Origin of the sequence: Bradyrhizobium sp. HKCCYLRH1030 (assembly GCF_051168395.1) — a bacterium.
GTDB lineage: Bacteria > Pseudomonadota > Alphaproteobacteria > Rhizobiales > Xanthobacteraceae > Bradyrhizobium.
The window spans coordinates 582,417-598,937 of the sequence record NZ_JBNPUY010000003.1 but is presented as its reverse complement, the minus strand read 5'-3'; the positions used below and the strand labels follow the sequence as shown (position 1 = coordinate 598,937).

The following is a 16,521-nucleotide window of genomic DNA, read 5'->3' as shown; positions in this document are numbered from 1 at the left end:
CCTATCCTGTGATCAGGCTCTGGATGGCGGCGGCATCGAGGCCGCGCTCGCCGATGATCACCAGCCGCCCCTGCCGCGATTCGCCCGAGCGCCACGGGCGCTCGAACTGATGCTGGATGCGGCTGCCGACGGCCTGCACCAGGAGGCGCAGCGGCTTGCCGGCGACTTCCACGAACCCTTTCACCCGCAACACATCATGTGCGTCGACGGCGGCCGCGATGCGGTCGACGAGCGCATCGGGCGAAGCCTGCGCCGGAACGTCGAGCACGAAACTCTCGAAATCGTCGTGATCGTGCTCGGCCTCGTTGTCGTGATGCGACGGCCGGGCCGCGAGATCGTCCTCCGCGGCGGCACCGAGTCCGAGCAGCACCGAAGCCGACAGCCTGCCGTGCTCCGTCGCGATCACCTTGACGGCACGCTGCACCTTCGCCGCGATCTCGGCGGCGACATCCTTGCGCTGCTCCTCGCTCATCAGGTCGCTCTTGTTCATCACGACGAGATCGGCGCACAACAGCTGGTCCTCGTAGACCTCCTCCAGCGGATTGTCGTGATCGAGCGACGCATCGGTGGCGCGCTGCGCGGCGAGCGCTTCGGGATCATCGGCGAAGCGTCCCGCGACCACCGCCGGACCATCGACGACCGCAACGACGCCGTCGACGGTGACGCGCGTCGCGATCTCGGGCCAGTTGAAGGCCTGCACCAGCGGCTTCGGCAGCGCCAGCCCCGAGGTCTCGATCACGATATGCTCAGGCGGCTCCTTCTGATCCAGCAGGCTCCTGAGCGCGGGGACGAAATCATCGGCAACGGTGCAGCACAGGCAGCCGTTCGACAGCTCGACGATGCGATCCTCCGGACAATCCGGCACGCCGCACCCCTTCAGGATGTCGCCGTCGATGCCGACATCGCCGAACTCGTTGACGATGATGGCGAGCCGGCGACCGTTCGCGGTCTCGATCAGGTTGCGCACCAGCGTGGTCTTGCCGGCGCCGAGGAAACCGGTGACGATGGTGCAAGGCGTCTTGGCGAACGACTTCGTCATGGCGATGCGATCTCTCGTTTTCAGCGTGGCGCTGACAGCGCAGGCACGCGGGCGACGGTGTTCTTGCGAATGTATTCGGGACGCTCGCGCCAGGCCGGCAGACCGGCGTCATGGCGCTGATGCAGTTGCGCAAATGTCAGCACATCCCGCGCATGCAGATCCGGATCGAGCGCGCCGAGCACATAGGTCCATTTGCCCGGCGCCGTCACCGCAACCGTGCACGCACGATTGCAGTTCGACAGACACTCGACACCGACAACGGTGACACCGGCGCGCTGCGCGGTCGGCAACGTCTCGATCGCGGCGAGCAAACGGGCTCCGGCCCGCGGCTGATCAGGCGGCGTAGGTTCCGTCCCCTGCGAACGGCAAGTGACGCAGACGAACAGCGTCGTCTCACCAGTCTCGGATGCGGTCATCAATCAGCCGATCACGCCGGCCGCCGTCGCCGCGGCGACCCCACCCACCAGCACGATGGCAGCGCCCGCGAGCCGCAGCGCCAGCGGCGCAGCCGTCTTGGCCTTTGCCGACAGCAGCCTGGTGCCGAGGAACGCGCCGGCGGCGATGATGGTCTGGATCACGAGCAGACCGACGAGATAGGCCCCGAGCGGGGTATTCTCGGCCCCGACGATCGATTCGCCCAGCGCATATCCATGGACGAGACCGGTCACGGCGAACAGGCCGGCGACGGGCAGCACACCGAAACGGCCACGCATCACCACCACCAGCCCAACCACGACGGTGGTCAGGCCGACCAGCAGCTCGGCAGCCGGGATGTTGGCCTTGGCCACATGAAGGCCGACGCCCGCGATCATCGCGGTGGTGAAGGCGAGCACCGGCGCGAAGCCGCGGCCCAGAAGCGCTGCAACGATGCCCGCGCCCACGATCGCCGCCAGATGGTCGATTCCGATGACAGGATGGCCGAGGCCGGACAGCATCCCCTGCGCAAACGTCTGCGGCAGCTTGCCCCCCATCATGTGATGCGCGAAGGCGGGATCGGTGGCGAGCAGCACCAGGCTCGCGGCTGCAAAGGTCGTGGTACGGGTCAACTTCATGGCCGTCTCCGTCGCTTGCCGGCTCCCCAGAGGACCGGACGATGCGCTGCATCCGACGGCACCCCGCCCATCCCGGCGGGATCAGAACCAGCATCGCGACTCCCCGCGCGACGGGTCGGCCAACAGCAATGTCGACGGCAGGTCTCCTGGCTCTCGGGTCACCGCATGAAGCCACCTTCCCGGTTTCCCAGTGGTGTCTTGGCCTCACACTCGCCGATTACAGTTGCGGGGGCAGCCACGGCCTTGGGTCAAGAACCCGCACCGTGTTCCCTAAATCTCTCCTTTCGGAGAACCGTCATCTGTTAGATACGGGTCGCACCAAAGCCCGTCAATCGGAATCGTCCCCATGGTCCCCGCCCCGCCGCATCCCGCCCTGCCGCGCCTGACGCTGGTGCTCGGCGGTGCGCGCTCGGGCAAGAGCCGCCATGCCGAGGCCCTCGTCACCGCCCTTCCCGCGCCTTGGACCTATGTTGCAACCGCGCAGGCGTTCGACGCCGAAATGACCGACCGGATCGCCCAGCACAAGGCGCGCCGCGCCAAGGGATGGCAGACGCTGGAGACGGCGCATGATCTCGCGGGCCTCGTCCGGGCAAGCGGAGAATCGGGCGTACCGATGCTGATCGATTGCCTGACGCTCTGGCTCAGCAACGTGATGCTCGCCGACATGAACGTGCCGGCCAGATGTGCCGAGCTGATCGACGCGCTCAGGAACGCGCATGGCCCGATCGTGGCCGTGTCCAACGAAGTCGGATTGGGCATCGTGCCGGACAACGCGCTCGCGCGCGCCTTTCGCGATGCCCAGGGGCGACTGAACCAGGACATCGCGGCCTTAGCGGATCGCGTGATCCTGATGGCGGCGGGACTGCCGCTGACGTTGAAGTGACCAGGAGAAAATGCCGATGACCGGAAGTGCCGACGATTCACGCCACAAGGCGAAGATGGAGAACCGCAAGGCGGTGCAGGATGCCGAGGTCGCCTCCAAGACCGTGGAGAAGGGCCTGCTGATCGTTCACACCGGCAAGGGCAAGGGCAAATCGACGGCGGCGTGGGGCCTGATGCTGCGCGCACTCGGCCGCGGCTTTCGCATCGGCGTCGTGCAGTTCGGCAAAGGTGCGTGGGAAACAGGCGAGCGCAAGGCGATCGAGAAGTTCGGCGATCAGGTGTCGTGGCACACGCTCGGGGAAGGCTTTACGTGGGAGACGCAGGATCGTGCGCGCGACGTCGCCGCGGCCGAGCGCGCCTGGGCGAAGGCTAAGGAGCTGATGGCGGATCCGTCGATCCGGCTGCTCGTCCTCGATGAGCTCAACATCGCGCTGCGCTACGATCACCTTGATATCGCAGACGTCGTCGCCACGCTCGCAGGGCGCCGTCCCGATCTGCACGTCGTCGTCACCGGCCGCAACGCCAAGCCGGAGCTAATCGAGGCCGCCGATCTCGTCACCGAGATGAACCTCGTGAAGCATCATTTCGCGGCCGGCGTGAGGGCGCAGGAAGGCATCGAGTACTGAGTTCATGAGCGCGCGGGCCATCATGTTCCAGGGCACCGGCTCCGACGTCGGCAAATCGCTGATCGTCGCGGGGCTCGCGCGCGCGCTGACATTGCGCGGCCTCAAGGTGGCGCCGTTCAAGCCGCAGAACATGTCGAACAACGCCGCCGTCACCGCTGATGGCGGCGAGATCGGCCGTGCCCAGGCGCTGCAGGCGCGCGCGGCGCGGCGGCCGATGACGGTGCACATGAACCCGGTGCTGCTGAAGCCACAAAGCGAGATCGGGTCGCAGGTCGTGGTGCAGGGCCGCGTCATCGGCACCGCCAAGGCGTCGGCCTATCAGGCGATGAAGCCGCAACTGATGGCGGCCGTGCTCGACAGCTTCCATCAGCTCGCGGCGGATGCCGACATCGTGCTGGTCGAAGGCGCAGGCTCCGCCTCCGAGATCAACCTGCGCGGCGGCGACATCGCCAACATGGGCTTTGCGCAGGCGACGCAGATTCCGGTGGTGCTGATCGGCGATATCGATCGGGGCGGCGTGATTGCGAGCCTGGTCGGCACCAAGACGGTGATCCCGCCGGACGATGCCGCGCGCGTGGCAGGTTTCCTCGTCAACAAGTTTCGCGGCGACCCCGCCTTGTTTGCGTCGGGCATGAACGAGATCGCGCAGCGGACGGGGTGGACATCGCTCGGGCTCATTCCGCATTTTCCGGATGCGCGCCGCCTGCCAGCGGAGGACGCGCTTGGCCTGGCTGAACGCGGATCATCGGGAGGACAACGGCCGAAGGTCGTCATCCTCGCCTACCCGCGCATTTCCAATTTCGACGAGTTCGATCCGTTGCGGCTGGAAGATGGAATCGATCTGCAGTTCTTGCGGCCAGGCACGCCGATCCCCGGCGACGCATCGATGGTGATCCTGCCGGGCTCGAAGGCGACGATCGCCGATCTCGCCGCCCTGCGCGGCGCCGGCTGGGACATCGATCTGGCCGCGCATCTTCGCCGCGGCGGTCGCGTGCTCGGCATCTGCGGCGGCTATCAGATGCTCGGGCGCGTGATCAGCGATCCCGATGGGCACGAGGGTGCAGCTGGTTCCGTCGCGGGACTTGGCCTGCTCGACGTCGAAACGACCCTGACCGATGACAAGGCGTTACGCGAGGTCCAGGGCACGCTGACGCACGATAAGCTCTCGTTCCGCGGCTACGAGATGCACATCGGCCGCACGGAGGGACGGGCGACACAGTGCCCCTTCCTGACCTTCTCCGATGGCCGGCGCGATGGCGCCATCGCGCCTGATGGCCTGGTAGCCGGCTGCTACGTGCATGGCCTGTTCGCCGACGACGGCCTGCGCAGCCATTGGCTGCGCGGCCTCGGCGCGACGACCAGCGGCCTCTCCTATGAGATCGATGTGGACACGACGTTGGATGCACTCGCGGCGCATCTCGAGCGCTACGTCGACGTTGACCGTATCCTGGCATTGGCGAGCAAGCCCGCGCCGCCCGTGGCGGCTACAGGATCCTGACCAGGACGAGTCCTGCGACGACCAGGGCTTGAACCAGACAGGCCAGCCGATACAGCCGCAAGGCCTGCCGGATGTCGGACGCGTCGAGATCGGCGCGCCCGTCGCCCATCCAGGCATCGGTGACGAGATGACCGTGATAGACGCGCGGCCCCGCCAAGCGCAGTCCGAGCGCACCGGCCATCGCCGCTTCCGGCCAGCCGGCGTTGGGCGAACGGTGCTTCGACGCATCGCGTGCAACGGCTCGCACCGCGGCCGAAGCCGAGGCGCTCGGGATGCAGGCCGCGGCGGCTGCGATCCACAGCGCGGACAGGCGCGAGGCCGGCAGGTTGACGAGATCGTCGAGCCGCGCCGCCGCCCAGCCGAACGCGCGGTGACGGTCCGAGAGATGACCGATCATGCTGTCGGCGGTGTTGAGAGCCTTGTAGATCAGGATGCCCGGCAGCCCGCCGACGACGAGCCAGAACACGGGTGCGACGACGCCATCGGAGAAGTTTTCTGCCAGGCTCTCGATCGCGGCCCGCGCGACGCCGGCCTCATCCAGCCGCTCGGGATCGCGGCCGACGATCATCGAGACGGCTCGGCGGCCGCCCTCGAGCCCCTCCTGCCCCAGTCCCTCTGCAACCGCGGCGACATGCGTGTCGAGACTGCGCTGGGCCAGCAGGCTGCTTGCCGCCACACCAAGGATGATGGTTGCGACCGGTTCGCCGACGAGCGCCTGCATGACCCATGTTGCGGCGAGACCGGTGGCCATCATCCCCGCGACGAGCAGGCACACGAGCGCAATGCCGCGCGCGCGTCGTGCGGCAAAGCCGTCTGCTGCCCTGTTCCAGCGGCGGTCCCCCCATGCTATCAGCGCGCCCACCCACATCACGGGATGACCGATCCGCTGCACCAGGACCTGGGGATAACCGACCGCCGCCTCGACGAGGAGCGCCGTGAGCGCGAGAGAGACGAACATCGATCTCCACTGAAGGAAAGACATGTAAAGGAAAGAGATGGACGACAGAGCGACTAGCATGCGCGCGGACGAGCCGGAAGCGATCCTTCACGGCGGCGATCTCGCTGCGATCAGCCGTCGCTATCCGGATGCGCCAGCGCCGTGGATCGATCTGTCGACCGGAATCAACCCGATCCCCTATCCCGTGCCGGCGATCCCGGCTGAGAGCTGGGCGCGTCTGCCTGGCAAATACGAGAATGACGCTTTACGCGCAGCGGCCGCGGCTCGCCATGGCGTGGCAGAGCCCGACATGATCGTTGCCGCGCCCGGCACGCAGGCGCTCTTGCAGATCCTGCCCAGACTGCGCCCACCCGCGACCGTCGCCGTGCTCGCGCCGACCTATGAGGAGCATGCGCTGTGCTGGCGCCGTTGCGGTCATCGCGTCAGTCTGGTCGATGATCTCGATGCGCTCGCTGGCGCCGATGTCGCCGTGGTCGTGAATCCCAACAATCCGACCGGCCGCCTGCTGCCGCGCGACGCACTGGTCAGCATCGCAGCGGGGCTGCGCCGGCGCGATGGTCTGCTGATCGTCGACGAAGCATTCATCGATCTTTATCCCGCCGATGCCAGCCTGGCAGCCGACCTGCCGCCGGCGACGATCGTGCTGCGCTCGTTCGGCAAGGTTTACGGCCTTGCCGGCGTCCGCCTCGGTTTCGCGATCGGCTCCGTCGACATTGTACGGCAACTCCGTGATGCGCTCGGGCCTTGGGCCGTGTCCGGACCGGCGCTCGCGATCGGAACGACGGCGTTGGCGGATGAAAACTGGTTGCACCAGACACGCGCCCGTCTCGCGAAGGATTGTTCGCGCATTGACGATCTTCTGAGCATGGCCGGCTGCGCGGTCCTCGGCGGCACGCCGCTGTTCAGACTGATCACATCGCCGAGCGCGCCTGACATTGCCGAGCGGCTCGCCCGCCATGGCATCCATGTCCGGCGTTTTCCGGCTCAAACAAGCTGGCTGCGCTTCGGCCTGCCGGGCCATGAGACAGGCTGGCAGCGGCTAGCGCAGGCGCTCGGCAGCGCGTCCTAGCCGAGAACGCAGGCGGCCAGCAGCAGCGTTTCCGTGACCTCGATGCTGGCGCCGTGGCAATCGCCGGTGATGCCGCCGAGCCGCCATTGCCAATAGAACGCGATTCCCGGAACCAGAGCGATCGCGATCAGCGTCGGCACCGCACCGGCCAGCGCGCCGATCGCGAGCGCGCCGCCCCAGGCGACGATGACGTTCCAGCCGACGCTGTTCGAGATGCTCGCCCCCAGCCCTGGCTTCAACGACAGCAGGGTCTTATTGCAGATCAAAGTCCCCCAGCGTGCCCAGGCCGGGATCAGCACCAGCGCCCAGGCCGTCGGGCCCGTCGCCAGCTCGGCGATCAGCACCAGCTTGGCGGCGATCTGCAAGCTGATCGCGACGACGGCAAAGCTGCCGGCATGGGGATCGCCCAGCACGGCGATGAAGCGTTCCGGCCTGCCATGCGAGGCGCCGAACGCATCGGCGACATCGCCGAGCCCATCGAGATGCAGCGCGCCGGTGATCCCGATCCAGGCGACCAGCACGGTCAGCGCGACGATCCAGGGATCGGCATCATGAAAAAGGCGGCCGACCAGCGCCAGACAGGCGCCGATCACCAGTCCGGCTGCCGGAAACCAGACCGACGCCCGTGCAAGATCGTCCGGTCGCGACTCAGCGACCCGCGGTGTCGGCAGCCGTGTCAGGAACTGCAATGCGATCCAGAATTCACGCAGACTCATGGCTGGATGATCTCGACGATTTCGCCCCAAGATACACCATCACCGCCCTGCCCGGCTTCGAGCGTGATCCGCGTGCCGGGCCGGATGCGCAGGCTCCACAGCTGGCGCAGCGGCCAGCCGAGCAAATGCGAGAGCGCTGCGCGCATGGCGCCGCCATGCGCCACCACCAGAACCGGCGCAGGCTCGGGCCGGGCAAGGATACGATGTGTTGCGCGCGCCACCCGCGCCTGCAAATCGGACCAGCTCTCACCGCCCGGCGCCCGGACCTCAGCATCGGCATGGAAGGTGTCGAGCAAGGCTTCGCCTCCGGGCTCCGCGGCGATGTCGCGATGCGTCCGCCCGTCCCAGAGGCCGAAATCGAGCTCGCTCCAATCCGCGTCGATGTCCAGCGCGCAGCCGGTCAGCCGGGCATAATCCTCCGCTGCCGCACGTGCGCGCGCCAACGGCGAGCTGACGACGCTGCGCCAGATCCGACTCCGCGTCTGCCGCCGGAATTGATCCCAGCCGAGGTCGCTGAGCGGCGGGTCGGTACGGCCGTCGAGATGGCCGTCCCGTCCTGTCGTCCCGTGCCGCAGCAGATCGATCCGCATCAGGCTTCGCGACCCGATACGGCGGCCTCGGCGAACGTCGCCATGCCGTTGTGGAGTGCGCAGGCGAGCCGGATGATCGGCAGCGCAGTGGCGGCGCCCGAGGCCTCGCCGAGCCGCAGATCGAGGTCGATCAGCGGACGGGCACCGAGCGCGTCGAGCACGATGGCGTGGCCGCGCTCGGCCGAGCGATGCGAGAACAGCAGCCACGGACGGCAGGAGGGATTGAGGCGGACGGCGACCAGCGCCGCGACCGAGACGATGAAGCCGTCGACCAGCACCGGCCAGCGCCGCTGCGCGGCGGCGACGATCGCGCCGGCCATCGCAATGATCTCGAAGCCGCCGACGGCAGCCAGGACGTCCGCGACGGCCGCTCCCGCCGTGAGCCCGTGTCGCCCCAACGCATCGGCAATCACCGCAGCCTTCCTCGCCCGTCCGTCGGCGTCGAGCCCGGTGCCGCTGCCGACGATGTCCGCGGGCGCGCATGACAGCAGCGCAGCGGCGATCGCTGCCGCCGACGTCGTGTTGCCGATCCCCATCTCGCCGAAGATCACGAGCTGCGGCGCGTGATCGGCCTGCCGCGCCACCGCGCGCCGTCCGGCGTCGGCCGCGAACGCAACCTCCTCCGGCGTCAGCGCCGCCCCGGTGCTGAAGTCGCACGTGCCGCGCCGCGGCTTGTCGACGACGACACCGGGCACCGGCTCATCCGCCAGCGTACCGACATCGACCACCTCGAGCGGACAGCCCAGGCTGCGCACCAGCACCGAGATCGCCGCGCCACCGGCCGCGAAGTTGTGCAGCATCTGCACCGTCACTTCCGGCGGATACGCCGACACGCCTCGCGCCGCGATGCCATGGTCCCCCGCGAACAGCACCACCGGGACCCGATCGGCCCCCGGCCGCTCCAACGCCTGCAGCGCCGCCAGCTCGACCGCCACCTGCTCCAATCGCCCAAGGGCACCAATCGGCTTGGTCAACTGGGCCTGGCGTTCCAGCGCCGCCTGCCGATGGAGCTCGGACGGGGTCACACAATCAAGGCTGATCCATTCGGGAAGCACCACGGATCCTTTCAGCATCACTCGGGTTCGGGACGATTGCCACCGCGAGGCGGCCGAGACAAGCTCCGTGAGGCGCCCTATTGTCATCGAACCGTCATCGAACGTGACGACAGGTGGCTGCCACCCAGCCCGAAAGACTCTCATGGAATACTTCCGCCGCTTCACCTTCCTGTTCGCCGCTCCCGTGTTCGAGACCGACGACCTTGCGGGCGTCCGCTTCAACCAGATCATCGAGGAGATCCAGCGCTCGGGCTTCGAGGTGGTGCGCGCCCGCAAGCTGGAGGACGCCGAGATCGCCGTGCAGACGGATGCCGCGATCGGCTGCATGGTCGTCGATTGGGGCAAGAAGGGCCTGGAAGGCAAGACGGCGTCGCTGATCAACCTGATGCGCCGTCGCGGACTGGACTTCCCGATCATCCTCCTGATCCGCCGCAAGCGGTTCGAGGATCTGCCGGTCGAGGTGCTCGACTTCATCGACGGATACGTCTTCCTGTCGGAGGAGACTCCCGCCTTCATCGCCAAGAACCTGGTCAGCCGGCTGAAGCAATATGCCGAGACACTGAAGACGCCATTCTTCGGCGCGCTGGTCGACTACGCCGAGGAAGGCAACCAGCTCTGGACCTGCCCCGGCCACAATGGCGGCGTGTTCTACAGTCGCAGCCCGATCGGCCGGGTGTTCGTCGAGCATCTCGGCGAGGCCGTGTTCCGCGACGACCTCGACAATTCCGTGCTCGATCTCGGCGATCTCCTGACCCATGAGGGGCCGGCGCTGCGCGCGCAGAAGGAAGCGGCGCAGATCTTTGGCGCCGAGAAGACCTATTTCGTCCTCAACGGTACCTCGACCTCCAACAAGGTCGTGCTCGGGGCCCTGGTCACCGACGGCGACCTCGTGCTGTTCGACCGCAACAACCACAAGGCCGCCCATCACGGCGCGCTGCTGATCTCCGGCGGCGTCCCGATCTACGTCCCAACGGTTCGCAACCCCTGGGGCCTGATCGGCCCGATGCGCTGGGATCTGCTCGATGAGGAGCACCTCCGGCAACAGATCCGCGACAACCCGCTGGTCAGGGACCCCGACGCCTGGCGCAAGCCACGCCCATTCCGCGTCGCAGTGGTCGAGCAGTGCACCTATGACGGCACGATCCACAGCGCCGAGATGATCCTGAAGCGGATCGGGCACCTCTGCGACTACATCATGTTCGACGAGGCCTGGGCGGGCTTCATGAAATTCCACCCGCTTTACGCCGGCCGCTTCGCCATGGGCCTGGGCGATCTCGGGCCCGACGCTCCCGGCATCATCGCCACGCAATCGACCCACAAGCAGCTCGCGAGCTTCTCCCAGGCATCGCAGATCCACGTCAAGGACCGCCACATCAAGGGGCAGCGGCGGCGGATCGAGCATCGCCGCTTCAACGAAAGCTTCATGCAGCACGCCTCGACATCGCCGTTCTACCCGCTGTTCGCCTCGCTGGACGTCGGCGCGCAGATGATGAAGGGCCGCTCCGGCGAGGTCCTGTGGGACGACACGATCCGGCTTGGCATCGAGTTGCGCAAGAAGATCCGGGCGATGCGCCGCGAATTCGAGGAGAAGGAGAAGGATCCGGCGCGGCGCTGGTTCTTCGAGCCATTCGTTCCGGATCGCGTATCGATCCCCGATGCGGCCAATCCCGGGGCTAGCCACGACGTGGCCTGGGAGGCGCTCTCGACCGACCAGCTCGCGACCGATGCCGCGCTGTGGCAGCTCGCGCCCGGAGCGGCATGGCACGGCTTTCCGGATCTCGCCGCTGGCTTCACCATGACCGACCCCAACAAGCTGACCCTGCTGACCCCGGGGTTCGATCGCGCCACCGGCGGCTATGCCGAGCACGGCATCCCGGCTCCGATCGTCGCGCAATATCTGCGCGAGAACCGCATCGTGGCGGAGAAGAACGACCTCAACTCGCTGCTCTTCCTGCTGACGCCGGGGGTCGAGGCGAGCAAGGCCGGAACCCTGATCAGCGGTCTGGTCGCCTTCAAGCGGCTCCACGACGACAACGTGCTGCTGGAGGACGCCATTCCGGAGTTCACCCGCAAGCGCTTTGCGCGTTACGGCAAGCTGCGGCTGCGCGACCTCTGCGCCGAGATGCACCGCTTCTACCGCGAGGCCGAGGTGAGCGCGCTGCAGGCGAAGCAGTTCCAGCCGCAGCACTTGCCTGAGATCGCGATGTCGCCGCGCGAGGCGGCGCGTGCGTTGATGCGAAACGAGGTCGACTACCTGCCGATCGACCAGATCGCCGGGCGCATCGCGACGACGCCGTTCGTGGTCTATCCGCCGGGCATCGCCACCATCGTTCCGGGCGAACGGCTGTCCGAACGCGCCCAGCCGATGATCGATTACCTCAAGATGTTCGAGCGGGCGTTCAACGCCTATCCCGGTTTCGACGTCGAGATCCAGGGGCTGTACAAGGAGCTCGACGAGTCCGGCCGGATCCGGCTCCATACCTATGTCTGCGCAGAGTAATTCGAACCATGGACAGCGCGATCACGGCTCGCGAGACCGAGCCGCCGGTCCTCGTCAGGCCGTCACGCGACGAAGATGTCGAGGCCATGCTCTCGATCTACCGGCGGCACGTCCGCCGCGGGGTCGAGGACAGCGCCGCCGGTTCCGGGGCGCCCGAGCCGGACGATCTCAAGCAGCGGCGCAAGAATCTGCGCAATCATCGGCTGCCACATCTGGTCGCGACATTCCGCGGCGAGGTCGTGGGCTATGCCTATGTCGTCCTGTTCAGGAAGCGGCCAGCCTATCGGTTCGCGGTCAAGCATTCGATCTATGTCCACCATGAGCATCTCGGCCGTGGTGTCGGCCGGCTGCTGATGCAGGCGCTGATCGATGCTTCCGCAGCGGCCGGATATCGCCAGATGATCGGCTATATCGACGCCGACAACGTCGCCTCGCTCGGCATTCATGAGCGCTTCGGGTTCGCCAGGGTGGGGCTGCTTCCGGGCGTCGCCTACCGTTACGGCCGCTGGTGCGACACCGTGATGGTGCAGCGCTCGCTGGGCCCCGGGGCCAGCGACGCACCGGCTGGGCTGCGCCGCTGAGCCGCAGGGTCAGGAGGGAAAGTCGGCCGCCTTCACCTCGATGCGGTCGGCATGCAGCGACCAGTCGCGCAGCTCCTGCTGTTCGCAGAACCGGGACTTTGCGATCTCTGCGGCTTCGCCTTCGCTCTCGGCCTCAACCTCCAGCGTGCTCTGGCAAATCTCGCACTGGCGGCCGTTCTCGCCCAGCACGTCCTTCATGAAATGGATGACATAGCGCGACATGCAACCTCCTGTCTCTCACGGAGTGCTCGGAGGTGATGTTACCGCGCTTCCCAGCTCGCTGTTGACCGATATCAAGCGGTCGATGCAAATATTTGACGCAGCTCGTGGAACCGGCGCTCAGGCGCCGACCGAAGGCAGGCTCGCGGCGGCAATTGCGACGAACTGCGAGACGGCGCGACGGACGCGGCCGTGGGTCGACTTCAGGATCGCGTTCAGCCTGCGCATCGGACCAACTTCCCTTCCGCGCCGAGCGAAAAACGTGGCCTAAGCTCATGGCGCCACAGGAAAAATGATCAGCCTCCATCGTGCTGTCGAGACAGCTCGGAAAATAGCAATGTCCGCTTCGCGGAAGCCGCCCGGGAGAGAAGATTTGTTGCCACCTCGCGGCTTGCGACGCATGAAATCTTCTCCTCGCAATTCCTCTCTCCCGGCTAGGCGGGTGTCACTCCGAATGCCTCGCGGAAACGGGCGCTGTAGCGCGGCCAGGCCTCGGGGTTGATGAGGCGCGGCGGCCGCCCGCCGTCGAGCGCGGCGAGCAGTTGCTCGGCGGCGATCCGGCCCATGTTCTGCCGCGCCTCGCGAGTCACGCCGGCCGTATGGGGACTCGCCAGCACGTTGTCGAATTGGAGCAGCGGATGGTCCGGCGGCGGCGGCTCCTTGGCCCAGACGTCGAGGCCGGCGCCGGCGATGCGCTTTTCGCTGAGGGCGGTGAACAGCGCCTCCTCGTCATGGATGAAGCCGCGGGCGGTGGTGACGAAATAGGCGCTCGGCTGCATCAGTGCGAACTCGCGGGCACCGATCATGCCCCGGCTCTCCCTCGTCAGCGGGCAGTTGATCGAGACGAAATCAGAGCGCCGCATCAGGTCATCGAGTTCCACCTTCTCCGCGCCGCGTGCCGCGATCTCCTCCGGCGAGAGATACGGGTCATAGGCCAGCACCGTCATGCCGAGGAGGCCGCGGCACAGCTCGGCAACCCGGCGGCCGACATGGCCAAGCCCGACGATGCCGATCGTCCGCCCCTGCACCTCGTTGCCGATCAGATCGTTGCGGTTGACGTCGCGCTCCCGGCGCAGCCGGCGGTCGGACTGGATGATGCGCTTCGACAGGGTCAGCATCATGCCGAGCGTGTGCTCGGCCACCGAATGCGCGTTGCCGCCGGACTGGTTCACGACGAGGACGCCGGCCCCGGTGCAGGCGTCGACGTCGACCGGGTCGTATCCGGCCCCGTTGCTCGACACGACGAGGAGGTTTGGGGCGCGGCGCAGCAGGTCTGCATCGACATGGAAGCGCGGCGCGAGCTCGTCGCGGGCCGCCCCGATCTGGTAGGCGTGAGCCGCCGCGAGGATCGGCGCCGTCTCGGCCTCGGAGCTCTCGTTCTCCAGCCGGTCGAGCCGGACGTCGGGGCGTGCGGCGAGCAGCTCGCTGAAGATCGGGTGGGCCAGATATTTGACGTAGAAGACGCGCTTGGAATTCGCGGCCATGAACAGGCGACCTCCTGGTGTCTTGGTTCTTGATGTCGGACTTGAAAGGCGGACGCCTGACCGGCCGGGCCGGCATGTTGACAATCGTCCCGGTGCCGTCAAGCTCAGCGCCAAACAGCGCCCCCCATCAGGGACGACCGGAGGAACAGCAATGGCCGCCGATGCCGATGCGGCGCGATCCGCAAGCACCGTGCCGAATTGGCACGAGATCGTGCTGCAGACCTTCAAGCGCAACGCCGTCGACCTCATCCCCTACGTTCCCGACCGCGTCCTGACGCCGCTGATCCACAGCCTGCACGACGATCCGTTCTTCACGACGTTTGCGACGGCGCGCGAGGAGGAAGCGGTCGGCATTCTCGCAGGCGCCTGGATGGGCGGGCGCCGCGGCGCGCTCCTGATGCAGACATCGGGCTTCGCGACCTTGCCCAACGTGCTGGCCTCGCTGGTCGTGCCCTGCCAGATCCCGCTGATCATGATCGTGTCCGAGCGTGGCACGCTCGGCGAATTCAACTACGGCCAGTCGCTGGTGTGCCGGACCATGCGCCCGGTGCTCGATGCGCTGGCGATGGAGCATCACACCATGACGCGCCTCGACGAGCTCGAATTCATCATGGACCGCTCGATCAAGCAGGCGGTGGCGACACAGGCGCCGGTGGCGCTCATCCTGTCGCCGCTGCTGACCGGCGGAAAGGTGTTCGCATGAGCGCGACCATCAGCAACACCAAGGTCATGAACCGCACCGACCTCACCTGCCGGCTGGTCGCGAAACTCAAGCACGAGGAAGCTGTCATCGGCGGCATCGGCAACACCAATTTCGATCTGTGGGCGGCGGGCCCGCGGCCGCAGAATTTCTACATGCTCGGCAGCATGGGGCTTGCCTGCCCGATCGCGCTCGGCGTCGCCCTGGCGCAGCCGCAGCGCCGGGTGTTCGCGCTCGAGGGCGACGGCTCGCTGCTGATGCAGCTCGGCTGCCTGACCACGATTGCGACGCTGGCGCCGAAGAATTTGGCCATCATCGTCATGGACAATGGCGTCTACCAGATCACCGGAAACCAGCCGACGCCGGCCCGGAACGCCGACATCGTCGCCATTGCCGCCGGCTGCGGCATTGGCGCCAGCCATTGGGCCGCAGACGAGGAAGATTTCGAACGCTTGATCGCTGTTACGTTCGAGGCGCCCGGCCCGGTGCTGATTGCGGCGAAGATCGACGACAAGCCCGGTGTGGGCGCCACCAGGCGCGATCCGGCGCAGATCCGCGAGCGCTTCATGCAGGGTCTGGGAGTCCGGCAGCCGATCTGAGGCGCCGGACGAAAGCTGTTCGCGGTACGATGAGAAGGCCATGTTCCGGCTTCCGAGCCACATTAACTAAACCGGTGCCTCAAGCGACCGTGACCCCGGTTCGTGGCCCGGAACGTGCTAAGCAGCGTCCATGAAGATCGCGATCCGCCTCTCGGCCTGGCTGCTCGCCGCAGCCGTTGCCTTCGCAACGCTGGGCCCGCCCAGCTATAGGCCCCATTCGCAGCTTGGACAGGACGGCGAACACGCCCTCGCCTTCATCCTGATCGGCCTTGCGTTCGGCCTCGCCTATCGCAGTCATCGGCTGCTGACCACCGGGATTGCGGTGATCCTGATCGGTGCACTCGAACTCGCGCAGTTCCTGGCGCCAGGGCGTCACGCACGGCTGGAAGACTTCGTCGTCGACGCCGCGACCGCCTGCATCGGATTCGGCCTGTCCGCGGCCATCGACTGGCTCATCCGACAGATCCGCACGCAAACCGCATGACAAGAGGCCCCGCCGCTGATGCGACGAGGCCCCTGCCTGTCAGAATGTCAGATCACTCGATGATCTTGATGACGCGGCGGGTGCGCGGATCGACGATCACGCGGCGATCGTTCACGACGGCATAGCGATACTCGGTGTAGCGCGGTACCGGACGCAGTTCGACGGTGGCGGGCAGCGGCTCGCCGACCACGACACGCTCATGGACGACCACCGACGGCGCGCGCTCGGCCTCGATCGAGTTGATGACCGCGTTCGGAATCTCCAGGCCCGCACCGACGGCGGCGCCGACCGTGCCACCAACCATGGCGCCGACCGGACCGGCAACGGCGCCGCCGGCCGCAGCACCATTGGCGGCACCTTCGACGGTCGTGGACTGGGCGAACGCAGCGGTCGACGCCAGCAGCGAGGTGGCGATCAGCGAAACGGCAAGACGGGTTCTCATCATTGTCTCTCCTCCAGTGCTTTCGAG

At 67.1% G+C, this 16,521-nt stretch carries 19 protein-coding genes and 1 riboswitch; of the genes, 9 read left to right on the top strand and 10 right to left on the bottom strand.

What is annotated here, in order from left to right; genetic code table 11:
• Position 1: 1 nt before the first annotated feature.
• From cobW to ACQR1E_RS12915, 3 genes are read right to left on the bottom strand one after another with little or no spacing between them, the layout of a single operon-like run.
• Positions 2-1,039, bottom strand: a complete 1,038-nt coding sequence (cobW, locus tag ACQR1E_RS12925; protein WP_315718434.1) for a cobalamin biosynthesis protein CobW — start codon at positions 1,037-1,039, stop codon at positions 2-4.
• 20 nt (positions 1,040-1,059) lie between these two features.
• Entirely contained in the window at positions 1,060-1,455 is a 396-nt protein-coding gene (locus tag ACQR1E_RS12920; RefSeq protein WP_315718433.1) for a DUF1636 domain-containing protein, read from the bottom strand.
• 3 nt (positions 1,456-1,458) lie between these two features.
• Entirely contained in the window at positions 1,459-2,091 is a 633-nt protein-coding gene (locus tag ACQR1E_RS12915) for a HupE/UreJ family protein (protein ID WP_315828430.1), read from the bottom strand.
• Positions 2,092-2,210: 119 nt separating this feature from the next.
• A riboswitch (cobalamin riboswitch) is annotated at positions 2,211-2,403 on the bottom strand.
• A 34-nt stretch (positions 2,404-2,437) separates the two neighbouring features.
• Between ACQR1E_RS12915 and cobU the strand changes: the two genes are divergently transcribed.
• From cobU to ACQR1E_RS12900, 3 genes are read left to right on the top strand one after another with little or no spacing between them, the layout of a single operon-like run.
• Positions 2,438-2,974, top strand: coding sequence for a bifunctional adenosylcobinamide kinase/adenosylcobinamide-phosphate guanylyltransferase (cobU, locus tag ACQR1E_RS12910; RefSeq protein WP_315754529.1), 537 nt, complete (start codon positions 2,438-2,440; stop codon positions 2,972-2,974).
• Between the two features lie 16 nt (positions 2,975-2,990).
• Positions 2,991-3,599, top strand: coding sequence for a cob(I)yrinic acid a,c-diamide adenosyltransferase (gene cobO, locus ACQR1E_RS12905; RefSeq protein ID WP_315718430.1), 609 nt, complete (start codon positions 2,991-2,993; stop codon positions 3,597-3,599).
• Between the two features lie 4 nt (positions 3,600-3,603).
• Entirely contained in the window at positions 3,604-5,097 is a 1,494-nt protein-coding gene (locus ACQR1E_RS12900; protein WP_316187426.1) for a cobyric acid synthase, read from the top strand.
• Here ACQR1E_RS12900 and cbiB read toward each other — a convergent pair.
• Positions 5,084-6,055, bottom strand: a complete 972-nt coding sequence (gene cbiB, locus ACQR1E_RS12895; RefSeq protein ID WP_316187429.1) for an adenosylcobinamide-phosphate synthase CbiB — start codon at positions 6,053-6,055, stop codon at positions 5,084-5,086. The two genes, ACQR1E_RS12900 and cbiB, sit on opposite strands and share 14 nt — an antisense overlap.
• Positions 6,056-6,092: 37 nt before the next feature.
• Between cbiB and cobD the strand changes: the two genes are divergently transcribed.
• Positions 6,093-7,124 (top strand): threonine-phosphate decarboxylase CobD, encoded by a 1,032-nt coding sequence (cobD, locus tag ACQR1E_RS12890; protein ID WP_316171916.1) that lies wholly within the window; start codon positions 6,093-6,095, stop codon positions 7,122-7,124.
• On the opposite strand, the gene ACQR1E_RS12885 is transcribed toward cobD, so the two are convergent.
• Genes ACQR1E_RS12885 through cobT form a run of 3 tightly spaced genes read right to left on the bottom strand, consistent with a single transcriptional unit; the run spans position 7,121 to position 9,485 of the window.
• Positions 7,121-7,840, bottom strand: coding sequence for an adenosylcobinamide-GDP ribazoletransferase (locus ACQR1E_RS12885; protein ID WP_315754536.1), 720 nt, complete (start codon positions 7,838-7,840; stop codon positions 7,121-7,123). The two genes, cobD and ACQR1E_RS12885, sit on opposite strands and share 4 nt — an antisense overlap.
• The gene (locus ACQR1E_RS12880) at positions 7,837-8,430 is read right to left on the bottom strand and encodes a histidine phosphatase family protein (RefSeq protein ID WP_434897117.1); all 594 of its coding nucleotides are present in this window, start codon (positions 8,428-8,430) and stop codon (positions 7,837-7,839) included. Before ACQR1E_RS12880 ends, ACQR1E_RS12885 begins: the two co-directional genes overlap by 4 nt.
• Positions 8,430-9,485, bottom strand: coding sequence for a nicotinate-nucleotide--dimethylbenzimidazole phosphoribosyltransferase (gene cobT, locus ACQR1E_RS12875; RefSeq protein ID WP_434897141.1), 1,056 nt, complete (start codon positions 9,483-9,485; stop codon positions 8,430-8,432). Before cobT ends, ACQR1E_RS12880 begins: the two co-directional genes overlap by 1 nt.
• A gap of 142 nt (positions 9,486-9,627) precedes the next feature.
• Here cobT and ACQR1E_RS12870 point away from each other — a divergent pair, with 142 nt between their 5' ends.
• Positions 9,628-11,985, top strand: coding sequence for an Orn/Lys/Arg decarboxylase N-terminal domain-containing protein (locus tag ACQR1E_RS12870; RefSeq protein WP_315718424.1), 2,358 nt, complete (start codon positions 9,628-9,630; stop codon positions 11,983-11,985).
• Positions 11,986-11,993: 8 nt separating this feature from the next.
• Entirely contained in the window at positions 11,994-12,566 is a 573-nt protein-coding gene (locus tag ACQR1E_RS12865; protein WP_315828438.1) for a GNAT family N-acetyltransferase, read from the top strand.
• Positions 12,567-12,575: 9 nt separating this feature from the next.
• Here the strand turns inward: ACQR1E_RS12865 and ACQR1E_RS12860 are convergent, their stop codons facing one another.
• Positions 12,576-12,788, bottom strand: a complete 213-nt coding sequence (locus tag ACQR1E_RS12860) for a hypothetical protein (RefSeq protein WP_315754543.1) — start codon at positions 12,786-12,788, stop codon at positions 12,576-12,578.
• Between the two features lie 431 nt (positions 12,789-13,219).
• On the bottom strand, positions 13,220-14,269 hold the full coding sequence (locus ACQR1E_RS12855) for a hydroxyacid dehydrogenase (RefSeq protein ID WP_434897116.1): 1,050 nt from the start codon (positions 14,267-14,269) through the stop codon (positions 13,220-13,222).
• 151 nt (positions 14,270-14,420) lie between these two features.
• Here ACQR1E_RS12855 and ACQR1E_RS12850 point away from each other — a divergent pair, with 151 nt between their 5' ends.
• From ACQR1E_RS12850 to ACQR1E_RS12840, 3 genes are all read left to right on the top strand, one after another.
• On the top strand, positions 14,421-14,972 hold the full coding sequence (locus tag ACQR1E_RS12850) for a thiamine pyrophosphate-binding protein (protein WP_316184497.1): 552 nt from the start codon (positions 14,421-14,423) through the stop codon (positions 14,970-14,972).
• A complete protein-coding gene (locus ACQR1E_RS12845) occupies positions 14,969-15,568 on the top strand; it encodes a thiamine pyrophosphate-dependent enzyme (protein WP_434842238.1) in 600 nt (199 codons plus the stop codon). The genes ACQR1E_RS12850 and ACQR1E_RS12845 overlap by 4 nt, the downstream gene beginning before the upstream one ends.
• Before the next feature lie 130 nt (positions 15,569-15,698).
• Complete coding sequence (locus ACQR1E_RS12840) at positions 15,699-16,052, top strand: VanZ family protein (protein WP_315718418.1); 354 nt, start codon at positions 15,699-15,701, stop codon at positions 16,050-16,052.
• Between the two features lie 52 nt (positions 16,053-16,104).
• Here the strand turns inward: ACQR1E_RS12840 and ACQR1E_RS12835 are convergent, their stop codons facing one another.
• On the bottom strand, positions 16,105-16,494 hold the full coding sequence (locus ACQR1E_RS12835; RefSeq protein WP_315718467.1) for a DUF1236 domain-containing protein: 390 nt from the start codon (positions 16,492-16,494) through the stop codon (positions 16,105-16,107).
• Positions 16,495-16,521 lie beyond the last annotated feature (27 nt).

Bases quoted from the DNA above. Each gene is read 5' to 3' on its own strand.
- cobW (WP_315718434.1), bottom strand. From the start codon at position 1,039: ATGACGAAGTCGTTCGCCAAGACGCCTTGCACCATCGTCACCGGTTTC.
- ACQR1E_RS12920 (WP_315718433.1), bottom strand. From the start codon at position 1,455: ATGACCGCATCCGAGACTGGTGAGACGACGCTGTTCGTCTGCGTCACT.
- ACQR1E_RS12915 (WP_315828430.1), bottom strand. From the start codon at position 2,091: ATGAAGTTGACCCGTACCACGACCTTTGCAGCCGCGAGCCTGGTGCTG.
- cobU (WP_315754529.1), top strand. From the start codon at position 2,438: ATGGTCCCCGCCCCGCCGCATCCCGCCCTGCCGCGCCTGACGCTGGTG.
- cobO (WP_315718430.1), top strand. From the start codon at position 2,991: ATGACCGGAAGTGCCGACGATTCACGCCACAAGGCGAAGATGGAGAAC.
- ACQR1E_RS12900 (WP_316187426.1), top strand. From the start codon at position 3,604: ATGAGCGCGCGGGCCATCATGTTCCAGGGCACCGGCTCCGACGTCGGC.
- cbiB (WP_316187429.1), bottom strand. From the start codon at position 6,055: ATGTTCGTCTCTCTCGCGCTCACGGCGCTCCTCGTCGAGGCGGCGGTC.
- cobD (WP_316171916.1), top strand. From the start codon at position 6,093: ATGGACGACAGAGCGACTAGCATGCGCGCGGACGAGCCGGAAGCGATC.
- ACQR1E_RS12885 (WP_315754536.1), bottom strand. From the start codon at position 7,840: ATGAGTCTGCGTGAATTCTGGATCGCATTGCAGTTCCTGACACGGCTG.
- ACQR1E_RS12880 (WP_434897117.1), bottom strand. From the start codon at position 8,430: ATGCGGATCGATCTGCTGCGGCACGGGACGACAGGACGGGACGGCCAT.
- ACQR1E_RS12870 (WP_315718424.1), top strand. From the start codon at position 9,628: ATGGAATACTTCCGCCGCTTCACCTTCCTGTTCGCCGCTCCCGTGTTC.
- ACQR1E_RS12865 (WP_315828438.1), top strand. From the start codon at position 11,994: ATGGACAGCGCGATCACGGCTCGCGAGACCGAGCCGCCGGTCCTCGTC.
- ACQR1E_RS12860 (WP_315754543.1), bottom strand. From the start codon at position 12,788: ATGTCGCGCTATGTCATCCATTTCATGAAGGACGTGCTGGGCGAGAAC.
- ACQR1E_RS12855 (WP_434897116.1), bottom strand. From the start codon at position 14,269: ATGGCCGCGAATTCCAAGCGCGTCTTCTACGTCAAATATCTGGCCCAC.
- ACQR1E_RS12850 (WP_316184497.1), top strand. From the start codon at position 14,421: ATGGCCGCCGATGCCGATGCGGCGCGATCCGCAAGCACCGTGCCGAAT.
- ACQR1E_RS12845 (WP_434842238.1), top strand. From the start codon at position 14,969: ATGAGCGCGACCATCAGCAACACCAAGGTCATGAACCGCACCGACCTC.
- ACQR1E_RS12840 (WP_315718418.1), top strand. From the start codon at position 15,699: ATGAAGATCGCGATCCGCCTCTCGGCCTGGCTGCTCGCCGCAGCCGTT.
- ACQR1E_RS12835 (WP_315718467.1), bottom strand. From the start codon at position 16,494: ATGAGAACCCGTCTTGCCGTTTCGCTGATCGCCACCTCGCTGCTGGCG.